This window comes from Aliiroseovarius sp. PrR006 (assembly GCF_010500215.1).
In the GTDB taxonomy this organism is placed as follows: Bacteria; Pseudomonadota; Alphaproteobacteria; order Rhodobacterales; family Rhodobacteraceae; genus Aliiroseovarius.
In genome coordinates this window covers 47745-67379 of record NZ_JAAGOY010000010.1, presented here as the reverse complement: position 1 = coordinate 67379, position 19635 = coordinate 47745, and the positions used below count along the sequence as shown (strand labels likewise).

The window sequence follows — 19635 nt, the reverse complement described above, 5'->3', positions numbered from 1 at the left end:
CGCGACATGCATCTTCTGGCAGCCACTCCGGGCAGCATTGATGACGGGAAAGAACCGGTGGATCTGGGGCAGACGCCCTCGGATCTGGTGTTTATTTCGGCCGCGGACACGGAACTTGCGGGGCTTGCCCAAGCGCGGGCCGAGATGGCGGGTACCCCCGGTCTGCGTCTGGCCAACATGATGCATCTGGCGCACCCGATGTCGGTCGACCTGCATATCGACAATTGCGCGACGAAGTCTCGGCTGGTTGTGGCGCGGGTGTTGGGTGGTGTCGGTTACTGGAAATACGGGGCTGAGCAATACGCCGCCCATCTGCGCGACGCGGGCGTGCCGTTGGCGCTGCTACCCGGCGACGACAAACCGGACGCGGAACTGCGTGCGCTGTCGACAGTCTCGGACGAGGACTACGATGCGCTCTGGGCCTATCTGGTCGAGGGCGGGCCGGAGAACTCGGTTGGGTTCCTGAACTATGCCAAGGTGATGATGGACGGCGGCGACAAGCCCGAAGCCGCGCGCCCCCTGCTGCGCGCAGGTGTCTATTGGCCCGGCGCGGGCGTGGCCGATCTGTCCGTCGCGCAAGAGATGTGGACCGATGGCGCCCCCGTTGTGCCGGTCGTCTTCTATCGTGCGTTGGTGCAGGGTGCGGGATTGAACCCGATTAATCGTCTTGTGAAGTCGCTGTTGCGGCAGGGGCTGAATCCGCTGCCGGTGTTCGTGGCGTCGTTGAAAGATCCGGTGTCTGTCGCGACTTTGGAAAGCCTGTTCACCGAGGCGGCGCCCGAGGTCATCCTAAACTGCACCTCTTTCGCCGTCGGCTCGCCCCACGCAGGTGACGCGCCCAGCCAGAACCCGTTCGAAGCCCCGTGGTGCAACGCGGCGCCGGTGTTTCAGGTCGTGCTGGCTGGGTCCAGCGAAGAGGCATGGGCCGAGGGTCTGACCGGACTGTCTGCGCGTGACATTGCGATGAACGTAGCCCTGCCCGAAGTGGACGGCCGCATCCTGTCCCGCGCGATTTCCTTCAAGGGCGAAGCTTTCTTTGACGAGGCCACTGAATGCCCCATTGCCACCTACAAGGCGCTGGGCGACCGGGTGCAGTTCGTGGCGGAACTTGCCGCCAACTGGGCGCGTCTGCGGCGTGCTGCGACGGGCGACCGCAAAGTCGCACTGATCATGGCGAACTATCCCAACAAGGATGGGCGTCTGGCCAACGGCGTGGGGCTGGATACGCCCGCCGCCGTGGTGCATGCGCTCGGGCTGCTGAATGATCAGGGTTATATGGTCACGGACGCGCCTGCGGACAGCGATGCGCTGATGCAAGCCGTCATGGCAGGGCCGACCAACTGGCTGACCGACAGGGCCGCACGCGCGGGCGGAGTCTCGATGCCGATGTCCGATTACCAGATAAACTATGGCCAACTGCCGTGGGAGATGCGCGAGGCGATTGAGAGCCGCTGGGGCAAGCCCGAACAAGATCCGTTCTTTACCCCCGGCGAGGTCGATTGCGGGTCGTTTGCGCTGTCGGTTCTAGAGTTCGGCAATGTCGTCGTCGGCGTGCAGCCCGCGCGAGGCTATAACATCGACCCGACCGAGACCTATCACTCGCCCGACCTTGTCCCTCCACACAATTATCTGGCCTTCTATTTCTGGCTGCGTCACGTTTTTGGGGCGCACGCGTTGGTCCATATGGGCAAGCACGGGAACCTTGAGTGGCTGCCGGGTAAGGCGGTCGCCCTGTCCGAGACCTGCTGGCCCGAGGCTGTGATGGGCCCGATGCCCCATGTCTATCCGTTCATCGTTAACGATCCCGGCGAAGGCACGCAGGCCAAGCGCCGCGCGCAGGCCGTGATCATCGACCACCTGACGCCCCCTCTGACCCGGGCCGAGACCTATGGCCCGCTGCACGATCTGGAAGCGTTGGTGGACGAATACTATGAAGCCGCCGGCGTCGATCCCCGCCGCATCGACCGCCTGCGCCGCGAGATCCTGACCCTGACGCACGCCACCGGGCTGGACGCCGATGTGGGCATGTCGGGCGAGGACGAGGATAGCGATCTGGCCAAGCTCGACGCTTATCTGTGTGAATTGAAAGAGGCGCAGATCCGCGACGGTCTGCACGTGTTCGGGCAGTCTCCGACCGGCGATCTGGAGCGCGATCTGGGTATCGCACTAGTCCGTGTTCCGCGTGGACAGGGTGAAGGGGGCGATGCGTCACTGATCCGGGCTTTGGCGGCGGATTGCGGCGTAGATATTGATCCGTTGGATTGTGATATGGCGGCTTCTTATGACGGCCCGCGTCACCAACGTCTTGAAGCGATCGACGCAGGCAACTGGCGCAGCAATGGTGACACCGTCGAGCGGTTGGAGTTGCTGGCCCAGAAGGCCGTTGCGTGGGGCGAGGTGCCGGAAGACTTCGCCGCAACCCGCCCGGTTCTGGATGCTTATCACGCACAAGTTCTACCCTCGGTGCGGGCCTGTGGGCCAGATGAGGGGGAGGGGCTCCTCACCGCCCTTGCTGGGCAGTTCGTCGCTCCTGCGCCATCCGGCGCTCCGACCCGCGGGCGATTGGATGTGTTGCCGACGGGGCGGAATTTTTTCTCGGTCGATAGCCGCGCGGTGCCGACGCCGACCGCCTGGGCGCTGGGCTGGAAATCAGCAAGCCTGTTGATCGACAAGCACCTACAGACCCATGGCGACTGGCCGCGCACGATGCTGGTCACCGCATGGGGCACGGCGAATATGCGCACGGGTGGAGACGACATCGCGCAGGCGCTTGCACTGATGGGCGTGAAGCCCAAATGGGACAGCGCCAACCGCCGCGTGACCGGGTTCGAAGTGATCCCGTCCTCGGCTCTGGGTCGTCCGCGTGTGGACGTCACCCTGCGCGTGTCCGGCTTCTTCCGCGACGCCTTCCCGCAACTGATCGCCTTGGTCGACAGTGCCGCGCGGGCTGTGCAGGCGCTGGACGAACCCGATGACGTAAACCCGGCCGCCGCGCGAGTACGTGCGGGTGAAGGCACGTCGCGGGTCTATGGCTCGAAACCCGGGGCCTATGGCGCGGGGCTTCAGGCGATGATCGACGAGCGGCTTTGGGCCGACAAGGCCGATCTGGCCGAGGCCTATCTGGAATGGGGCGGCTATGCCTATGGCGCAGGCAGCGAAGGTACCCGCGACCGCGAAGGGTTCGAGGCCCGTCTGGGGCAGGTCGAGGCCATCGTCCAGAACCAGGACAACCGCGAGCACGATCTGCTGGACAGCGACGACTATTACCAGTTCGAAGGCGGTGCGGCGGCGGCTGTATCGACCCTTCAGGGCCGGGATCGTCCGATTTATCACAACGACCACTCGCGCCCAGAACGCCCGGTGATCCGTACGCTGGAAGACGAGATTGGGCGCGTGGTCCGCTCGCGCGTGGTGAACCCGAAATGGATCGATGGGGTGAAACGCCACGGTTATAAAGGCGCGTTCGAGATCGCCGCGACGGTCGATTACATGTTCGCCTTCGCGGCCACCACGGGCGCGGTGCGTAGCCATCACTTCGATTTGGTCTACAGCGCGTTCATCGAAGATGACGACACCCGCGATTTCATCGAAGAGCATAACGATCCGGCGCTGAAAGAGATCGCTGAACGTCTGCGCGAAGCGATTGAACGCGGGCTGTGGATGCCGCGCTCGAACTCAGCCCGGGCAATGCTGGACCAGATTCGGTGACCCCGCGACGGCTTGATCCGCAAGAAGATACCGCGCCGATACTGGCGCTGCTTCATGCGGCTTTTGCCAAGATGGAGGGGCGGATTGATCCGCCAAGTTCGCTGCATCGGCTCAGCGCCGCTGACATTACACAGCAGGCCGAAAGCGGAGAAATCTGGTTGATTGGCCATGAGGCCTGCCTGTTTCTAACGCCCCGCCCGGATATGGATCCTCCGGCACTGTATCTGGGAAAACTTGCCGTCCATCCAGACGCGCAGGGGAAGGGCCATGCGCGCGCCTTGATAGATCTGGCCGAGCAACGCGCGCGCGACATGGACCTTCCGCGTCTTGCACTTAAAACGCGGATCGAACTTGTCGAGAACCACAAGATTTTCACCCGGCTTGGCTTCAAGAAAACCGGCGAAAGCTGCCATCCCGGATATGATCGCGTGACCTCTTATGAATTCTCCAAAGAGGTTTGATCGCAGTCAATCTTGGCCCGTTGAATGGCCTGATCGCCGCTGAGCGTCCCTTTGACCACCTGACATCCCGTGGCCTGTTCAATCGCGATTTTCGCGCGGGCCAGAATCACCGGAACGCGGGGCAGGGCCTCGAATCCGATGCGATAGACCTCGACCCAGTTCTCGCGTTGATGCACCGAGAAGGTCGATCCTTCGACCTCGACCCGCGTTGTCGCGGTGTCGCGATGCATGAATTGCGGACTGGGGCTGTCGCAGGCAGCAAGGGCCGAAAGAGCCAGAAAAACAAGGGAATGGGCAAGGCGCATGGGTTGGATCTCCTTTCCCTGCAGATTGCGGTGCCTTGGTTAACAATCGGTAAATCTCAGCAAATTCATCCCGCGACAACCTGTACACGGGCAGGGGCTTGCGGACTGTTGCAATTGCAATTATAAGATATTCAAGATAACGAATATGAATGGAGAAATCCGATGCAAACCTCTCGTCCTGCGGATAAATATTCGCCGCTCTACTTCCTCGCCTCGGTCGGGGCCGGTGGCCTGTCGGTCACCTTCTTCATGTACCTGATGTTCTGGGTGAAGCACCCGGGCCAGCCTGTGCCGGTCTTTGAAGATATCATGGCCGCCTTCACCACTGGCTCGATGGGCATCAAAATCGCCATTGCCGTGGCATGGGCGGGTATCGCCGCCATGGTGTTCCTGAACCTGAAATACCTGATCTGGAACCTGAAAAGCTTCTCGGCCTTCCGCAAAACAGATGCCTACACCGCCCTGAAGAACTCGAACGCCGAAACCACGATCCTTGCCATGCCGCTGGCCTTGGCGATGAGCGTGAACGGTCTGTTCGTGGCCGGTCTGGTCTTCGTACCCGGCCTGTGGTCGATCGTGGAATACTTGTTCCCCTTCGCCATGGCCGCTTTCCTTGCCATCGGTATTCTGGCGCTGAGCTTCATCGGTGACTTCTTGGGCCGCGTGCTGTCCAAAGGTGGCGTCTTCGACGTGACCGCTCATAACAGCTTTGCCCAGATGCTGCCCGCCTTCGCCCTTGCCATGACCGCTGTTGGTTTCGCCGCCCCGGCTGCAATGAGCACCAATACCATCGTCGTCGGCGTCTCGCTGGTCGGCTCGACCTTCTTCGGTGTGGGCTCGATCGTCTATGCCGCGCTGGCCCTGTTCACTGCCTTCAACTCGATGCTGCATCACGGGACTGCCAAGGAAGCTGCGCCCACTCTGATGATCGTCATCCCGCTGATGACCATTCTGGGCATCATGTTCCTGCGCCAAGATCACGGCCTGCACGCCACCTTTGATGTGCACGGTTCGGGTGCCGAAACCATGATGTTTCTTGCCCGCCTGATCGCCATCCAAGTTCTGTTCGGACTGCTGGGTCTGGTTGTGCTGTCGCGTGTTGGCTACTGGAAGAGCTTTGTCTTCGGGAACGGGACTTCGCCCGGTTCCTATGCGCTGGTCTGCCCGGGTGTTGCCCTGTCGGTTCTGTTGCACTTCTTCCTGAACTCGGGGCTGGTGAAAGCTGGTGTGATTGACAAATTCTCGGTCATGTACTGGGTGATTTCCGCCATTGCGATTGCGTTCCAAATGGCCATGATTGTTCTGGTTGTTCGTCTGAACAAACAACATTTTGGCCGCGTACACAGCTCGGCCGTACCAGCCGAGTAACACGCCACTCACGGTGGCCAAAATATGCGGGCGTCCTGATTTTCGGGGCGCCCGCACTTGCATCTGGGGCCATGTACTCTCACACTGGTCTGACATTCAGAAGTGAGGCCAGAATGACCGTAGATCCCGATCGCCACGCCACAAAGATGGCAAAGAAGAAAGCCGCCCGTGACAAGATCATGGCGACGAAGACCGACAAGAAGGGTCTGATTATCGTGCATACGGGCAAGGGCAAGGGCAAAAGCTCGGCCGCGTTTGGGATGATTTTTCGCTGTATTGCAGCCGATATGAAATGCGCCGTGGTGCAGTTCATCAAGGGCGGCATGGATTGCGGCGAGCGTGATCTGATCAACGCCAAGTTCAGCGATACTTGCGAGTTCTACACGATGGGCGAGGGCTTCACGTGGGAGACCCAAGACCGCACCCGCGATATCGAAATGGCACAGGCCGCGTGGGAGAAATCCAAAGAGCTGATCCGCGACCCGTCGAACAAGATGGTACTGCTGGACGAGATCAACATCGCCATTCGCTATGACTATGTCGACATCAACGAGGTCGTGCAGTTTCTGGTCGAAGAAAAGCCCGAGATGACACATGTGGTTTTGACTGGGCGCAATGCCTCGGACGATCTGATCGAGATTGCCGATCTGGTGACCGAGATGGAGTTGGTAAAGCACCCGTTCCGGTCGGGCATCAAGGCGCAGATTGGGGTCGAATACTGATCCCGTTAACGGGAGGAGAACCGATGCCGAAATTCTACATGGCCTATCACGAGCCGACGGATGTGCCGGACGACAAGAAGGCCGAAATGCAGGCTGCGTATAAGGCATGGATTGCCAAATACGCGGATGTGTTCGAAATGCCCGAGACACCGTTCAAGGCGCAATGGACCGTGGATGGCGATGGCCACCGCGAAGGGTTCAAGCAGCCAATGATGGGGTTTTGTGTGATCAACGCACCGGATGCGGACACGGCCTTGGCGATTGCCAGCGAAAACAGCTTCATCCAGATGGGCACGATCCATCTAGCCGAGCTGATGGAGATGCCGAAAGGCTGATCCTTAGCGACAGGGCGCGGTGGTTACCCCGCCTCGCCCTGCGCGCGCAACTGATCCAGCGTCAGCCCCGGCGTGGCGACCTGCTGGTCTACCACCAACTCAATCACGGCCAATTTTCCGGATGCTTCGGCGCGGCGGAAGGCTGCCTCGAAATCCTCATCCCTGGTGACGGTTTCGCCGTGGCCTCCATAGGCGCGGGCCAGATCCGCGAAATCGGGGTTCGCCATATCAGTGCCCGAGACGCGCGCCGGATAGGTGCGTTCTTGGTGCATCCGGATGGTCCCATAGCGCCCGTTGTTCACGATGATCGCAATGGGTTTCGCGCCGTGCTGCACGGCGGTCGACATCTCGTTTAGGGTCATCTGAAACTCACCATCCCCAAGCCATGCAATGACGGTGCGGTCAGGATGTTGCAGGCTGGCGGCTACTGCGGCCGGGAAGCCATAGCCCATCGAGCCCGAGGTCGGGGCCAGCTGTGTGCCGTATTCCTTGAAGCGGAAGTAACGGTGCAGCCATGTGGCGTAGTTCCCGGCTCCGTTGGTCATGATGGTGTCGTTAGGCAGCGTGTCTGACAGCCAGTGCATGATGCGTTCCAGCTTGACGGGACCGGGGGTTTCGACCGGGGTTTGGAATGCGTCATAGGCCGCGCGGCCCTGTTGCATCCACTCGGCCCACGGCGTGGCGCTCAGCGTGGGCTGTGCGCTCAGCGCCTCAACCGCTGCGGGGCCGGTGGCCAGCACGGTCTGATCGGCGTGATAGACGCGGCCCAACTCTTCGGCACAGGGATAGACATGCACGATGCGCTTGCCGGTCTGCATCGGGTCCAGCATCTCGTAGCTGCCGGTGACGATATCGCCCAGACGGCTACCCAGAACGACCAGCGTGTCGGCTTCGTCGAACATGGCCTTCAGCGCCGGGTTGATGCCAAGGCCAAGGTCTCCGACATAGTTCGGGTGGCGGTTGTCCACATAGTCCTGACGGCGGAAGGCCGTCGCGACGGGCAGGTCGTTTGTGGCGGCGAAATCCATCAGTGCAGCGCCTGCATCTGCCGTCCACCCTGGGCCGCCCGCGATCAAAAGCGGACGCGCGGAGGCCCCGATCGTGGACAGCATCGCACCCGCGTCCGCGCTGGAGACGTTGCCTTGCGTTGCGGGCACTGCCGGGCGATCCGGCACATCGGCCATGTCGCTCAGCATATCTTCGGGCAAGGCGATCACGACGGGGCCGGGGCGTCCGGTGCGGGCCACATGGAAGGCGCGGGCGAGGTATTCCGGCAGGCGCTCGGTCTGGTCGACCTCGCAGGACCATTTGGCAAGCGGGCCGAAAAAGGCGCGATAGTCGACTTCCTGAAACGCGCCGCGATCCCGGTGACCACGCGCGATCTGACCGACGAAAACCACCAGTGGTGTCGCATCCTGCATCGCGACGTGAATACCGGCCGAGGCATTCGTCGCCCCCGGCCCGCGTGTTACGAATAGCACACCCGGCGCGCCGGTCAGCTTGCCATGTGCCTCGGCCATCATCGCAGCGCCACCTTCCTGACGGCAGACCACGTTCTCGATCCCGCTGTCATAAAGCCCATCTAGGGCTGCCAGAAAGCTTTCGCCGGGCACGGAAAAGACGCGGCTTACGCCTTCGGTTTTCAGGTGATCGACCAGGATTTGTCCGCCGTGGCGCATGGGTAAGTCTCGTCTTATCTTGACCTCTTATGTCGCGCGCCCCACATCCTTGGGACGCGAACAAGGAGGCTTCATTGTCCAAACACCAATTGCTTGGCATGTCCGGTTCCCTGCGTAAAGACGCAACGAACCGGTTCCTGCTGCGAAATGCTGCGCGGCTTTATGGCGACGCAGAGTATATCGAGGCAGATTTGAACCTGCCGCTTTACGATGGTGACCTTGAGGATGCCGAGGGGATCCCCGAGGGCGTTGCAAAATTGGCGGCACAGATTGCAGCGGCGGATGCGGTGATCATTTCGACCCCAGAGTATAACAAGATGCTGACCGGCGTTTTGAAGAACGCGCTGGATTGGGTCAGCCGGGTGAAGCCTCATCCTTGGCAGGGAAAGCCTGTTGCCGTTATGTCTGCCGCTGGTGGTCGCGCGGGCGGAGAGCGGGCGCAGGCGTCGTTGGTGGCAGCAATGGTGCCGTTTCAGCCGAAGCTAGTGATCGGGACCGAGATCGCCGTGGCAGGCAGTTCAAAAGAGTTCGATGCGGATGGTGTTTTGACGAATGAGCGCTACAAGGCCAATCTTGGAAAACTGATGGAGAAGCTGCGCGCGGCTGTCGATCAGTCCTGACGCTTCTGGGCGATTTCGATCAGGTTGCCATCGGGATCGCGGATGTAGATCGACGTAATTGGAAACTGTGCGCCGCTGCGGTGGATGGGACCGTCTATGATTGTCACACCCTGCATGGCAAGATGATCTTGCCACGAAGCGAGTGGATGTTCGGTCAGAAAACACAGGTCGGCGCTGCCCGCCGCTGGGCAGTAGGCCTTCGGGTCGAACTCTTTCCCTACTTGGTGCAGGTTGATCTTCTGATCGCCGTAGCTCAGCGCCCAGCGCATTGAACCGTCTGTTGCCTCGAACTGTTTGGCCGACATGCCCAGAACATCCGAATAGAATTGGGCGGTGCGGTCGATGTCCGCCACCGTCAACACAAGGTGATCCAGTGCGCTCAGTGTTGGGATCATCGAACTTCTCCTCGCTACAGGCTCGCCTCGACCCGGAAATCTTCGGGGATGTCGTCACGTCCTTCCAGTACTAGATCCGCCATCAACTCGCCTACGCGCGGGCCCACGCCGAAGCCGATTTTGAAGCCGCCATTGGCGATGAAGGCACCGGGGCGTCCGGGGTATTCGCCCAGCATCGGCGCGCGGGATTTGGCGCGGGGGCGGACGCCAGCCCAGCGTTCGATTACGGGTGCATTTGCAAGGGCCGGACAGGCGGCGCGGGCGCGGGCGATGACTTCGTCCAAGGCCTCGTCGCAGCTAGAGGGATCGTCAAATTCACGTTCGCTGGTCGATCCGATTGCGACGGTACCGTCCGCGTGTGGGATGATGTGCACCGCATCTGCGAAAAGCTGCGGCATCTCGCGCGCGTCGTAATCCAGAAGCGCGCTTTGGCCTTTGACGCCGTTGCCGACAGGTTTGCCCAATTCCTCGGACAGTTTCACCATGCCCTGCCAGCCGGTCGCCCAGACTTCGGTCCCTTCCGAGGGGCCGTCGGTCACGATTTCGCCGCCCTTGGCTTGGATCGCAGCGACCAAGGCGGCGCCTGCGCGGCGGGGGCTCATCCGGGCGGTCAGCGTGTCGTAGATCAGGAACCCTGTCGGGCTGATTGGCGCCCAATCCGGGAAGTCCGAGGTCGGGCGGACTTGCCAGACCGCTTTCCCCTGCCACAGGGTTTCGGCCTCGACCGCGCGGGTTTTGGCGAGGTCCAACAGGCGGTCGTCCGCGATGGGTTGCAACCGGCCAGACCGCGCATAGCCGGGGGATTTGCCAGACACCACCTCGACCTCGGCCCAGTACGCTTCCGCCATGATCAGGCTGTCGAATTGAAAGGCTTTCTTCGCGTTCCAGCGCTCAGGCACATGCGGGGCCAGCGCACCGACCAGACCGCCGGATGATCCCGCGCCCGGCCCGTTCGGGTCAATTACCCGCACCTTTGCGCCCCGCTTGGCGCAGCTCCACGCGACCGACAGGCCAAAGATCCCCGCGCCGTAAACTGTCACATCAGCGATTGCCATTGGGCCGTTCCTTCTTCATGGTCGCGCGGGTTTCATCAGCGTTCTAGGGCAGATCATGACAAAGCGCCAGACAACGACCACCACGGCGAGTATCACGTGGAAAGACAGCGGCGTGCCGGTGGCCGAGCAGTTTGACGACCCCTATTTCTCGCTGGAAGATGGACTGGCCGAAACGCGGCATGTCTTCATCGACGGCAATGAATTGGCAGCGCGGTTTCGCCCCGGTTTCCAGATTGCCGAGCTGGGCTTTGGCACCGGGTTGAACATGCTGGCGGCGTTCATCGCGTGGCTTGCGGCGGGGTCGCCCGAGGGGGCTGGGTTCACGTCCTTCGAGGCTTTCCCGATGGAAGCGGTCGACATTGACCGCGCCCTGCGCGCTTTCCCCGAGGCGCACGCGGTCGCAGGTCCTTTCCTGTCGGCATGGGCCGAAGGTGCACGTCGGTTTGATCTGGACGGGTTCGCCGTCGAGGTGATCGAGGGCGATGCCCGCGAAACCCTCGCCACATGGGACGGCAAATCGGATGCGTGGTTCCTCGACGGGTTCTCGCCCGCCAAGAACCCCGAGCTGTGGGGCGAGGCGCTGATGGGCGAAGTCGGAACCCACACCGCGCCAAATGGCACGTTTGCGACATATACCGCCGCAGGTTTTGTCCGTCGCGCCCTAGACGCGGCGGGATTCGACGTGGAACGTGTTCCCGGATACGGGCGCAAGCGGCATATGAGCCGCGGAATTTTGCGACCTTAAGGGGACGCAATGGAGCGCAACAATCAAATCGGCATCTGGCTGATGGTGGCCACCACCTTCGTCTTCGCGATGCAGGACGGGATCTCGCGCCATTTGGGCGGCGAATACAACGTCTGGATGGTGGTGATGATCCGCTATTGGTTCTTCGCGGCCTTCGTTATCTGGATCACACATCGCAACAATGCTTTGTCTCAGGCGCTGCGTCCCGCCCGCCTCTGGCTGCAAATCTCACGTGGGGCGCTGCTGGCGCTGGAGATCTGTGTGACCGTTCTGTCCTTCACACTGCTGGGGCTGGTGGAAAGCCACGCAATTTTCGCCGTTTACCCGCTGATGGTTGCAGCACTGTCTGGCCGTGTTCTGGGCGAGCATGTGGGGTGGCGTCGTTGGGCGGCTATTGGGGTTGGTTTCATCGGTATCCTGATCATTCTACAGCCGGGCTCGGGCGTTTTTTCGCCTTACGCAATCATTCCGCTGCTGGGGGCTGCGATGTTTGCCGTCTATGGCTTGATGACACGGTTGGCGGCCAAGACGGACAGCACGCAGACCAGCTTTTTCTGGACCGGCGTCATCGGCGCGGTGGTGATGACCGCAATAGGCATCTGGTTCTGGCAGCCTATGTCACAAGGCGATTGGGCGTGGATGGCGCTTCTGTGCTGCACTGGCGTGCTGGGCCATTGGCTGCTGATCAAATGCTATGAATTCGCCGAAGCCAGCACCGTCCAGCCCTTCGCCTATCTGCAACTGGTCTTCGTCAGCTTCATCGGCGTCTTGGTCTTTAACGAGACCTTGCACACCAATGTCGTCATCGGCGCGGTAATCGTTGTGTCGGCGGGCATTTTCACCCTGATCCGCAGCCGACGCTCTACTTCTTAAGCTCTTTCGACAGGCGCAGCGGTTGTGTCTTGCCCGTCAGCCGTGCGCGATAGATCGGCAGGCTTTCGGTGACGCGCATCACATAGTTGCGGGTTTCACGGAACGGGATGTGCTCGATCCAGTCGATGATATCCACCGACGAAGACCGCACATTCCCGAACCTCTCGGTCCAGTTTTGCGAGCGTCTGGGGCCAGCGTTGTAACCCACCGAGATCAGAACCGGGTTGCCGTCGAAATCTTCGATTAGTTTTGCAAGGTATTCGGAGCCAAGCCGCGTGTTATAAGCGGGGTCTTCGGTCAAACGAGCTTTGGAATAGGGCATGTCCAGCCGTTTTGCCATGTCAGACGCGGTGCCCGGCATCAGCTGCATCAGTCCGCGCGCGCCGACGCCCGAGACGACCTCGGGATCAAACTCGCTTTCGCGCCGGGCGATGGCCAGCTCCAAGGCACGCGGGACGGTGCGGTTGCCGCGCCCGATGTCGGGCGTCGGGAAATAGGGGCGGGCGATGGTGTGGCCCTGCCGTGCGGCCTGTTTGGCGATCATCACCTGCAGGTGCGGCTCGCTTACGCTTTCCGCCCATGCAGTCAGCTGCCCGATCTCTTCTCGGGTCAGGCTTTCGGCCAGATGGACCGAGAACCGCTCGGCCCAATAAAGCTCTCCTGCGGCTTGCAGAAGACGGGCAGCTTCCATCACCGATCCACCCCAGAAACGGGCCTGCCGGAAATCGGGGAAGGGTTCGGACCCGGTCAGACGGGGATCCATCGGAAGGCCCGCCTTCTCAGCCGCCAGAAGGCCATAGAAACTGGTCTGGAACTCGCCACCATATTCGTAGGAGGCCTGCGCGCTGATCTTGTCGCCCAATGCCTCATAGGCGCGGCCCTGCCAATATCCGGCGCGGCCAAGGCTGATCGGGGTCTCGACGCCCAGCTGGAAGGTCTGGAAATGCTCTAGCGCCGTCGCCGGATCGTTAAGCTTGCGCAAGGCGATGTATCCCGCCAGCCATTCCAAGTCGTTGCGGCTGGAGCCATCGGCAATGTGGTGCGACGTAGCCAGGCGATAGGCCTGCTTCGGCTTTCCATCGCGCATCGACCAGCGCGCCAAGACGCGGCGCCAACTGCCCCAACGCTCGGGCGCGCCAAGGGACTGGGCCGAGGTCGACCGCTCCAACATCAAATCCACCGCATCCTGATTGCGCCCTTTCGAGGCGCGCCAGAGGAAGCGCTCATAGGCCAGTCCCGGATCATCTGACAGGCTGGCGGGAACGGCTTTGATCAGCGCATCCACGCCGTTTTGCTTTTTACGCAGCGCTATGCGGGCCTTGGTCAGCGCCTGCTGTCCGGACGACAAAAGCGGCATCATGCGCCCGGCTTCGGTGGTGGCGCCGCGCCACAGCAGCATGTCGGCCCGGTCCCAATGATAGGACCGCAGTGTGTTGCCATAGCGCGAGACAAAGGCATCGTGTTCGTCTTCGTCCAGCGACAGTGAAATCCAACCAAGAATGATCTGCGCCTTCGCTTCTTCGCTGTTGCCGGTGGCCTTCAGCGCCTCGGCCAGACGCAACGCGCCGCGCCCGGTTTGCGGCGGCTGGTCGCGGAAGAACTCCAGAACCTCGGTCGGTGTGTGATTGCGCGGAATTGATTCTTCGGATCGTTTGCGCAGAAGCTTTAGGCCGGGCCAGTCGGGATTGCGGGCCAGAAAGGCGCGGGTGTCGGCAAAACTGCCTTCGCTTTGCCGCAAGCGGTGCCATTCCAGGATGTCAGCAGCCAACGCACCGCCTTGCGCGGCTTGGCTGCGGGCGGTGCCCCATTCCTCGGCACGGGCGCTTTCAATAGCCTTTTTAAAGGCCGAAACGGCCCCGGCATTCTGTGTGAAAGCGGGGGTGCTTGCGGCAAAACCAATACTGGCGGCCACCGTCAGGGCCGGTATGAGGCGCGATTTGATCCTGTTCATGTGCAAAACCTAGCTTTATGGCGCTAACACGCAACACACAAACTTGGCATTTCTGTCGAACCCGGCTAGTTTCCGCCGCGTTTGCGGAGCGATTCAGCAGATCTTCGCAGACGTGATTGGAAACACAGACAAAAATGGAGCGTGTCATGTTTAAAGGATCTCTTCCTGCCCTGGTTACGCCGTTCAAGGACGGTGCAGTGGATTTCGACGCGCTCAAACGCTTGGTCGAATGGCAGATCGAGGAAGGCTCGAGCGGTCTGGTGCCTGTGGGTACGACTGGCGAAAGCCCGACCCTTACCCATGACGAGCACGAAGCCGTCATCGAAGCCGTAGTGGAATCCGCTGCGGGCCGCGTGCCGGTCATTGCCGGCGCAGGCTCGAACAACACCGCCGAAGCCCTGCGCTTTATGGAGTTCGCCAAGCGTGTTGGCGCTGCTGCCGGTCTGGTGGTGACGCCCTATTACAACAAGCCGACCCAGCGCGGCCTTGTCGCGCACTTTGAGACGATTGCCGATGCCGTCGACCTGCCCATTGTGATCTACAACATCCCCGGCCGCTCGGTTGTCGACATGACACCCGAGACCATGGGCGAACTGGCTAAGCACAAGAACATCGTGGGTGTGAAAGACGCCACTGGCGACCTTGCGCGTGTCAGCTTTCAGCGCATGACCTGTGGTGCGGATTTCATCCAGCTGTCGGGCGAAGACGCCACGGCGCACGGGTTCAACGCCCAAGGTGGCGTGGGGTGTATCTCGGTCACGGCGAACGTGGCCCCGCGTCTTTGCGCGGATATGCAGGCCGCAACGCTGGAAGGTGATTTCAGCAAGGCGTTGGAAATCGCTGACAAGCTGATGCCGCTGCATCAGGCGATCTTTATGGAGCCGGGCACTTGTGGCGCAAAATACGCGCTGTCCAAGCTGGGCCGCTGCACCGAAGAAGTCCGCTCGCCGCTGGTTGAACTGTCGGACGAGACCAAATCCGCCATCGACGCTGCCATGCGTCATGCCGGGCTGATCAACTGATGAGTGATAGGCGCGAAGGCGAGGTTCAACTCGCCTTCGACCCTGCCGACAGTGACGGGCCGCGCGTGGCCTTCATCGGGCATGTCCGCACCCCGTGGCAACCGGGCGATGCGCCGGGCAACGTGGCCGGCGCGCGCAAGCGTGTGGCCGAAGAGGGCGGTGCGTTTCGGATTGAACTGGCCGAGGGCTATCAACCCGGCATCAAGGACTTCACCGTCGGTCAGCACATCATCGTGCTCTACTGGATGGATCAGGCGCGTCGCGATCTGATCGTGCAAAGCCCGCGTCACGCGGACGCTCCACGCGGGGTATTTTCCCTGCGCTCGCCCAGTCGTCCGAATCCGATTGCGATGAGCACGGTTCAGATTGTGTCACTGGATATCGAGGCTGGCGTCATTGGCATTGATGCGTTGGACTGTTTCGACGCCACCCCAGTGGTGGATTTGAAGCCATGGATCGCCACGATTGATGCGCCGGTTGCCTGAGCAGTCTGGACAGTTCGCGGTGCAAGCCCTACATCCGGCACATGGCTAAAGCAAAAACCAAAGAAGACGCAAACTACAAAGTGATCGCCGACAATCGGCGTGCACGCTATGACTATGCGATCGAGGAAGACATCGAATGCGGCATCGTGTTGATGGGCTCTGAGGTGAAATCGCTGCGTCAGGGTGGGTCGAATATTGCTGAAAGCTATGTCGCTGTGGAAGACGGCGAACTTTACCTGACCAACGCCTATATCGCGCCCTACAAACAGGCCGTGACTTGGGGGCATCTGGAACGCCGCAAGCGCAAGCTGTTGGCATCGAAGCGCGAGATTTCCAAGATGTGGAATGCGACCAGCCGGAAGGGCATGACCCTTGTGCCGCTGGTGATCTATTTCAATCACAAAGGTCTGGTGAAGGTGAAGGTGGGTATTGCCAAGGGTAAGAAAGCCCATGACAAGCGCGCGACCGAAGCCAAGCGCGATTGGGGTCGTCAGAAGCAGCGCTTGCTGCGTCATGGCGACTAACGTCCGGTGGCTGACTTCGTGAGCCTGCGGGGCCTTGCCCCTCTGCGCTGCGCGCATACACCCCAGGATACTTTTGACAAGAAAATGCGGATCAGGTGATCCCGAGACTGTCATAGCTGATAAAGCGGATGGGGGTGCCGGGAGTGATGTCCATCGCCTCGTCTGGCAGTTCGACCAGCCCGGTGGCCCATGACAGGCCCGAGATGCGGCCAGACCCTTCTGATTTGAACGCTTCGATCTGTCCGTCTTCGCTCAGGCGCGCGCGCAGGTATTCGCGGCGGCCTGCTTTCTTGGATTTGCTGAAGGCGGCGGGGAGCATGGTTCCGGGCGCGGTCAGCCACGGGCCGCCTGCAAGGACCGAGAACGCCGGGCGTGCGAAGATCAGGGTAGTGACAAGGGCTGCGACCGGATTGCCGGGCAGGCCAAAGACAGGCGTGCCGTTCCATTGGGCCAGCGCCAGCGGGCGGCCGGGTTTAATGGCGATGCGCCAGTGGTGCAGAGAACCGGTTTCTTTCAAAAGTGCTGAGACGTGATCCTCGTCCCCGGCGGACGCACCGCCAGAGGTCAGGATGACGTCGGCTTGCGTCGCGGCTTTGTCGAAGGCCGCACGCAGGGCGTCACGGTCGTCGGCCACGTGGCCTAGATCGACGGGGGTATAGCCCCAGCCCTCGGCCAGCGACAGAAGCATCGGGCGGTTGGCGTCATAGGTGCGGGCGGTGTCCGTCGTGGTGCCGGGCTCGGCCAGTTCGTCGCCGGTGGATAGGACACCGACCCGCAGTGGCTTGAAGGCTTGGACGTTGGGCAGACCGAGTGCCGAGAGTAGCGCCACATCGGGCGCGCGCATCTTGTGGCCCATGGGAAGCGCCAGCTTGCCGGCTTCGACGTCTTCACCTGCCGCGCGGGCATTGGCGCCCGGTTTGACGCCGGCAGGGAAGCGCAGGGTTTGGCCATCGATTTGGACGTCCTCTTGCAAGACCACCGTGTCCACGCCGTCGGGCAGAAGCGCGCCGGTCAGGATGCGGATGGCGTGGCCCATCGGGACGGTGCCGGTGAACGGTCCCCCGGCAGCGGCGCGCTCGGGCATAAGGGGCAGTCCGATCACGTCGCCTTCGGGCAGCCCCGCGTAGGCGAAGGCGTATCCATCGACGGCAGAGTTTGCGCCGGGTGGGTTGGAGCGGGCGGCCATGTGGTCACTTGCAAGGATGCGGCCGCGGGAGGTTGCGGTGGGCACAGTTTCGGTTCCAACCACAGGCGATAGGCGGTCACGCAGTGTCTCGAGAGCTTCGTCGACCGGAGTCCAATGCACGCCAGGGGGCAGGGCAAAGCAGTCGTTCTTCAACCCCTTCGGTTCGCGGGGCGCAAGGCCGGTGACATCTGCGATGAAGGCTGCAATCGCGGCGGTGTTATCCAGATCGAAAACAGGCAGGTCCAAATCGGGCAGGGCTTCATTGCTGGCCACGGCGCGGATCGTGTCGTTGTCTGGTGCCAGAAGGTCTTCGCCGGTCTCGGATCGGTGCGCCTCGATCTTGGGATGCGGTGCGCCTTTGAAGCCTTCGACCAGTACGAGGTCGCAAGGTCTCAGGCCTGCGATCAGTTCGGCCAGCCGGGGTTCGGGGTCATCGCGCAGCTCGTGCAGGGAGGTGATGCGGGCGGAGGAGGCCAGCACGACCTCTTGCGCGCCCGCCAGACGGTGGCGGTGCGTGTCCGTTCCGGGTTTTTCCAGATCCACGCCGTGATGGGTGTGTTTCAGGGTCGAGACGCGCAGGCCTTGGGCGGTGAAATGGGTGATCAGACGCTCCATCAGCCCCGTTTTGCCCGAGTTCTTCCAGCCGGTGACGCCGAAGATTTTCATGAAGCGGTCTCCAAAAGCTGTTCGGCCTGGGCAAGGTCGTCTGGGGTGTTCACGTTGAAAAACGGATCAAAGGGCGTGGGGGAGAAGCTGGCGGTTGCTGCGCTGTGTTTGTCCGTCCACAGGACGACTTTACGCAAGCCGTCGTTTAGCGCCGCGCGCAGATCGTCGCGCAAAACCACGGGCCAAAGGCCGAAGGTCGGTTGTCGCATGGCACCGCGCTGTGGATCCAGCGTGGCGGCCAGCGCGATGTCCGTGCCGTCGCGCTGTGCAGCGATCAGCAGGCGATCCACAAGGTCGCGCGGGAAGAACGGTGTGTCGGCGGCGGCGGATACCACATGGGTCGCGCCTTGTTCGGCGGCCCAGTCGAGCCCGGCCAAGACGCCCGCCAGCGGGCCTGCATAGCCGTCGATGCTATCGGGTAGGACAGGCAGGCCGGTGTCGGCAAACCGCGCGGGGTCTCCGTTCGCGTTCAGGGCCATGCCATCGACCTGAGGCGCCAGCCGGTCGATTACGTGGGACAAAAGCGTGCCATCGCCTAAGGGCAGACGCCCCTTGTCTCCGCCGCCCATGCGGGTGGCCAAACCGCCTGCCAGAATGATGCCAAGGGGCCGGGTCATGCGCCTGCTCCTTTGCGCCGATGTTTGCGATCTTCGTGCCCTACATGGGCCGGGTCCACATCTCGGATCAGGCGGCTTTCTCCGGCCAGACAGGTAAACCGCTGCCCACGCATCCGACCGATCAGGGTCAACCCGATCTCGTTTGCAATCTCGACACCCCATGCGGTGAAGCCCGATCGTGAGACCAGAGCGGGAATGCCCATCTGTGCGGTTTTGATCACCATCTCGGACGTCAGGCGCCCGGTGGTATAAAGGATCTTGTCCGCGCCGGTGACACCTTGATCCAGCATCCAGCCTGCCACTTTATCGACGGCGTTATGGCGGCCCACATCCTCCATGTAGACCAGCGGGCGGTCACCTTCGCACAGCACCGTGCCGTGGATCGCGCCAGCCTCAAGATACAGCGAGGGCGTACGGTTGATCTTTTGCGACAGCGCATAAAGCCACGAGGTTTTCACCGGCGTCGCGGGCAGGGTCAGCCCCTCGAGCCCCTCCATCATGTCGCCAAAAACCGTGCCCACGGCACAGCCCGAAGTACGGGTTTTGCGGGCGAGCTTGTCTTCGTAATCCGTTTCCGTGGCGGTGCGCACGACGACGGTATCGATGTCCTCGTCATAGTCGACGCCGATGATCTGGTCGTTCTCGGACAACATCCCCTGATTGCGCAGAAATCCCAGCGCCAGATATTCGGGATAGTCGCCAATGGTCATGGCGGTCACGATCTCGCGCCGGTTCAGGAAAATGGTCAACGGGCGCTCTTCCACCACTTTGATGGTCACGGGCGCGCCAGTTTCGTCATGGCCTGCAACAGCACGGGTCAAACGCGCCGCGCCGGGGTCGGGCGCGATAAGGTATTCGGATAGATCTAGTTCAGTGGCCAATTGCAACTCCTGCACGGACGCCGTAAGCGTTAGGGGT

General features: G+C 61.7%; 19 protein-coding genes. 11 read left to right on the top strand and 8 right to left on the bottom strand.

Annotated elements, in window-relative coordinates; translation table 11 throughout:
- Nucleotides 1–6 precede the first annotated feature (6 nt).
- Nucleotides 7–3708 carry a cobaltochelatase subunit CobN gene (gene cobN / locus G0Q00_RS15065; protein ID WP_163040831.1) on the top strand — a complete coding sequence of 1234 codons (3702 nt, stop codon included), beginning with the start codon at nucleotides 7–9 and terminating at the stop codon, nucleotides 3706–3708.
- A complete protein-coding gene (locus G0Q00_RS15060) occupies nucleotides 3705–4169 on the top strand; it encodes a GNAT family N-acetyltransferase (protein ID WP_370458589.1) in 465 nt (154 codons plus the stop codon). The genes cobN and G0Q00_RS15060 overlap by 4 nt, the downstream gene beginning before the upstream one ends.
- Here G0Q00_RS15060 and G0Q00_RS15055 read toward each other — a convergent pair.
- A complete protein-coding gene (locus tag G0Q00_RS15055) occupies nucleotides 4145–4474 on the bottom strand; it encodes a hypothetical protein (protein WP_163040829.1) in 330 nt (109 codons plus the stop codon). The genes G0Q00_RS15060 and G0Q00_RS15055 overlap by 25 nt on opposite strands.
- A gap of 162 nt (nucleotides 4475–4636) precedes the next feature.
- On the opposite strand from G0Q00_RS15055, the gene G0Q00_RS15050 reads away from it, so the two are divergent.
- The 3 genes from G0Q00_RS15050 (at nucleotide 4637) to G0Q00_RS15040 (ending at nucleotide 6899) form a co-directional block, all read left to right on the top strand.
- Entirely contained in the window at nucleotides 4637–5842 is a 1206-nt protein-coding gene (locus tag G0Q00_RS15050; protein WP_163040827.1) for a hypothetical protein, read from the top strand.
- Between the two features lie 113 nt (nucleotides 5843–5955).
- Complete coding sequence (gene cobO, locus G0Q00_RS15045; protein WP_163040825.1) at nucleotides 5956–6564, top strand: cob(I)yrinic acid a,c-diamide adenosyltransferase; 609 nt, start codon at nucleotides 5956–5958, stop codon at nucleotides 6562–6564.
- A gap of 23 nt (nucleotides 6565–6587) precedes the next feature.
- Complete coding sequence (locus tag G0Q00_RS15040) at nucleotides 6588–6899, top strand: YciI family protein (protein WP_108857652.1); 312 nt, start codon at nucleotides 6588–6590, stop codon at nucleotides 6897–6899.
- Between the two features lie 23 nt (nucleotides 6900–6922).
- Here G0Q00_RS15040 and G0Q00_RS15035 read toward each other — a convergent pair whose 3' ends face one another.
- On the bottom strand, nucleotides 6923–8578 hold the full coding sequence (locus tag G0Q00_RS15035) for a thiamine pyrophosphate-binding protein (protein ID WP_163040823.1): 1656 nt from the start codon (nucleotides 8576–8578) through the stop codon (nucleotides 6923–6925).
- Nucleotides 8579–8652: 74 nt separating this feature from the next.
- Here G0Q00_RS15035 and G0Q00_RS15030 point away from each other — a divergent pair, with 74 nt between their 5' ends.
- Nucleotides 8653–9198: an NADPH-dependent FMN reductase gene (locus G0Q00_RS15030; RefSeq protein ID WP_203565024.1), complete on the top strand. Its 546-nt coding sequence runs from the start codon at nucleotides 8653–8655 to the stop codon at nucleotides 9196–9198.
- Here the strand turns inward: G0Q00_RS15030 and G0Q00_RS15025 are convergent.
- Nucleotides 9189–9593: a VOC family protein gene (locus tag G0Q00_RS15025; protein WP_163040819.1), complete on the bottom strand. Its 405-nt coding sequence runs from the start codon at nucleotides 9591–9593 to the stop codon at nucleotides 9189–9191. The genes G0Q00_RS15030 and G0Q00_RS15025 overlap by 10 nt on opposite strands.
- Nucleotides 9594–9607: 14 nt before the next feature.
- Nucleotides 9608–10648, bottom strand: coding sequence for an FAD-binding oxidoreductase (locus G0Q00_RS15020; RefSeq protein ID WP_163040818.1), 1041 nt, complete (start codon nucleotides 10646–10648; stop codon nucleotides 9608–9610).
- A gap of 55 nt (nucleotides 10649–10703) precedes the next feature.
- On the opposite strand from G0Q00_RS15020, the gene mnmD reads away from it, so the two are divergent.
- Nucleotides 10704–11393, top strand: a complete 690-nt coding sequence (mnmD, locus tag G0Q00_RS15015; protein WP_163040816.1) for a tRNA (5-methylaminomethyl-2-thiouridine)(34)-methyltransferase MnmD — start codon at nucleotides 10704–10706, stop codon at nucleotides 11391–11393.
- A gap of 9 nt (nucleotides 11394–11402) precedes the next feature.
- A complete protein-coding gene (locus G0Q00_RS15010; protein WP_163040814.1) occupies nucleotides 11403–12266 on the top strand; it encodes a DMT family transporter in 864 nt (287 codons plus the stop codon).
- On the opposite strand, the gene G0Q00_RS15005 is transcribed toward G0Q00_RS15010, so the two are convergent.
- Nucleotides 12256–14217 carry a lytic transglycosylase domain-containing protein gene (locus tag G0Q00_RS15005; RefSeq protein WP_163040812.1) on the bottom strand — a complete coding sequence of 654 codons (1962 nt, stop codon included), beginning with the start codon at nucleotides 14215–14217 and terminating at the stop codon, nucleotides 12256–12258. The two genes, G0Q00_RS15010 and G0Q00_RS15005, sit on opposite strands and share 11 nt — an antisense overlap.
- A gap of 146 nt (nucleotides 14218–14363) precedes the next feature.
- Here G0Q00_RS15005 and dapA point away from each other — a divergent pair, with 146 nt between their 5' ends.
- From dapA to smpB, 3 genes are read left to right on the top strand one after another with little or no spacing between them, the layout of a single operon-like run.
- Entirely contained in the window at nucleotides 14364–15239 is an 876-nt protein-coding gene (dapA, locus tag G0Q00_RS15000) for a 4-hydroxy-tetrahydrodipicolinate synthase (RefSeq protein WP_163040810.1), read from the top strand.
- The gene (gene tsaA / locus G0Q00_RS14995; protein ID WP_163040808.1) at nucleotides 15239–15724 is read left to right on the top strand and encodes a tRNA (N6-threonylcarbamoyladenosine(37)-N6)-methyltransferase TrmO; all 486 of its coding nucleotides are present in this window, start codon (nucleotides 15239–15241) and stop codon (nucleotides 15722–15724) included. The genes dapA and tsaA overlap by 1 nt, the downstream gene beginning before the upstream one ends.
- Before the next feature lie 41 nt (nucleotides 15725–15765).
- Nucleotides 15766–16248: an SsrA-binding protein SmpB gene (smpB, locus tag G0Q00_RS14990; protein ID WP_163040806.1), complete on the top strand. Its 483-nt coding sequence runs from the start codon at nucleotides 15766–15768 to the stop codon at nucleotides 16246–16248.
- 91 nt (nucleotides 16249–16339) lie between these two features.
- Here smpB and G0Q00_RS14985 read toward each other — a convergent pair whose 3' ends face one another.
- Genes G0Q00_RS14985 through G0Q00_RS14975 form a run of 3 tightly spaced genes read right to left on the bottom strand, consistent with a single transcriptional unit; the run spans nucleotide 16340 to nucleotide 19604 of the window.
- Complete coding sequence (locus tag G0Q00_RS14985; protein WP_163040804.1) at nucleotides 16340–18100, bottom strand: bifunctional molybdopterin-guanine dinucleotide biosynthesis adaptor protein MobB/molybdopterin molybdotransferase MoeA; 1761 nt, start codon at nucleotides 18098–18100, stop codon at nucleotides 16340–16342.
- The gene (gene mobA / locus G0Q00_RS14980; RefSeq protein ID WP_163040802.1) at nucleotides 18097–18717 is read right to left on the bottom strand and encodes a molybdenum cofactor guanylyltransferase MobA; all 621 of its coding nucleotides are present in this window, start codon (nucleotides 18715–18717) and stop codon (nucleotides 18097–18099) included. Before mobA ends, G0Q00_RS14985 begins: the two co-directional genes overlap by 4 nt.
- A complete protein-coding gene (locus G0Q00_RS14975) occupies nucleotides 18714–19604 on the bottom strand; it encodes a formate dehydrogenase accessory sulfurtransferase FdhD (protein ID WP_163040801.1) in 891 nt (296 codons plus the stop codon). Before G0Q00_RS14975 ends, mobA begins: the two co-directional genes overlap by 4 nt.
- Nucleotides 19605–19635 lie beyond the last annotated feature (31 nt).

What these genes read in the sequence shown, in the direction of transcription:
- cobN (WP_163040831.1), top strand. Translation starts at nt 7, where the DNA reads ATGCATCTTCTGGCAGCCACTCCGGGCAGCATTGATGACGGGAAAGAA.
- mobA (WP_163040802.1), bottom strand. Translation starts at nt 18,717, where the DNA reads ATGACCCGGCCCCTTGGCATCATTCTGGCAGGCGGTTTGGCCACCCGC.
- dapA (WP_163040810.1), top strand. Translation starts at nt 14,364, where the DNA reads ATGTTTAAAGGATCTCTTCCTGCCCTGGTTACGCCGTTCAAGGACGGT.
- G0Q00_RS15020 (WP_163040818.1), bottom strand. Translation starts at nt 10,648, where the DNA reads ATGGCAATCGCTGATGTGACAGTTTACGGCGCGGGGATCTTTGGCCTG.
- G0Q00_RS15010 (WP_163040814.1), top strand. Translation starts at nt 11,403, where the DNA reads ATGGAGCGCAACAATCAAATCGGCATCTGGCTGATGGTGGCCACCACC.
- G0Q00_RS15040 (WP_108857652.1), top strand. Translation starts at nt 6,588, where the DNA reads ATGCCGAAATTCTACATGGCCTATCACGAGCCGACGGATGTGCCGGAC.
- G0Q00_RS15055 (WP_163040829.1), bottom strand. Translation starts at nt 4,474, where the DNA reads ATGCGCCTTGCCCATTCCCTTGTTTTTCTGGCTCTTTCGGCCCTTGCT.
- mnmD (WP_163040816.1), top strand. Translation starts at nt 10,704, where the DNA reads ATGACAAAGCGCCAGACAACGACCACCACGGCGAGTATCACGTGGAAA.
- G0Q00_RS15035 (WP_163040823.1), bottom strand. Translation starts at nt 8,578, where the DNA reads ATGCGCCACGGCGGACAAATCCTGGTCGATCACCTGAAAACCGAAGGC.
- tsaA (WP_163040808.1), top strand. Translation starts at nt 15,239, where the DNA reads ATGAGTGATAGGCGCGAAGGCGAGGTTCAACTCGCCTTCGACCCTGCC.
- G0Q00_RS15005 (WP_163040812.1), bottom strand. Translation starts at nt 14,217, where the DNA reads ATGAACAGGATCAAATCGCGCCTCATACCGGCCCTGACGGTGGCCGCC.
- G0Q00_RS15025 (WP_163040819.1), bottom strand. Translation starts at nt 9,593, where the DNA reads ATGATCCCAACACTGAGCGCACTGGATCACCTTGTGTTGACGGTGGCG.
- smpB (WP_163040806.1), top strand. Translation starts at nt 15,766, where the DNA reads ATGGCTAAAGCAAAAACCAAAGAAGACGCAAACTACAAAGTGATCGCC.
- cobO (WP_163040825.1), top strand. Translation starts at nt 5,956, where the DNA reads ATGACCGTAGATCCCGATCGCCACGCCACAAAGATGGCAAAGAAGAAA.
- G0Q00_RS15050 (WP_163040827.1), top strand. Translation starts at nt 4,637, where the DNA reads ATGCAAACCTCTCGTCCTGCGGATAAATATTCGCCGCTCTACTTCCTC.
- G0Q00_RS14985 (WP_163040804.1), bottom strand. Translation starts at nt 18,100, where the DNA reads ATGAAAATCTTCGGCGTCACCGGCTGGAAGAACTCGGGCAAAACGGGG.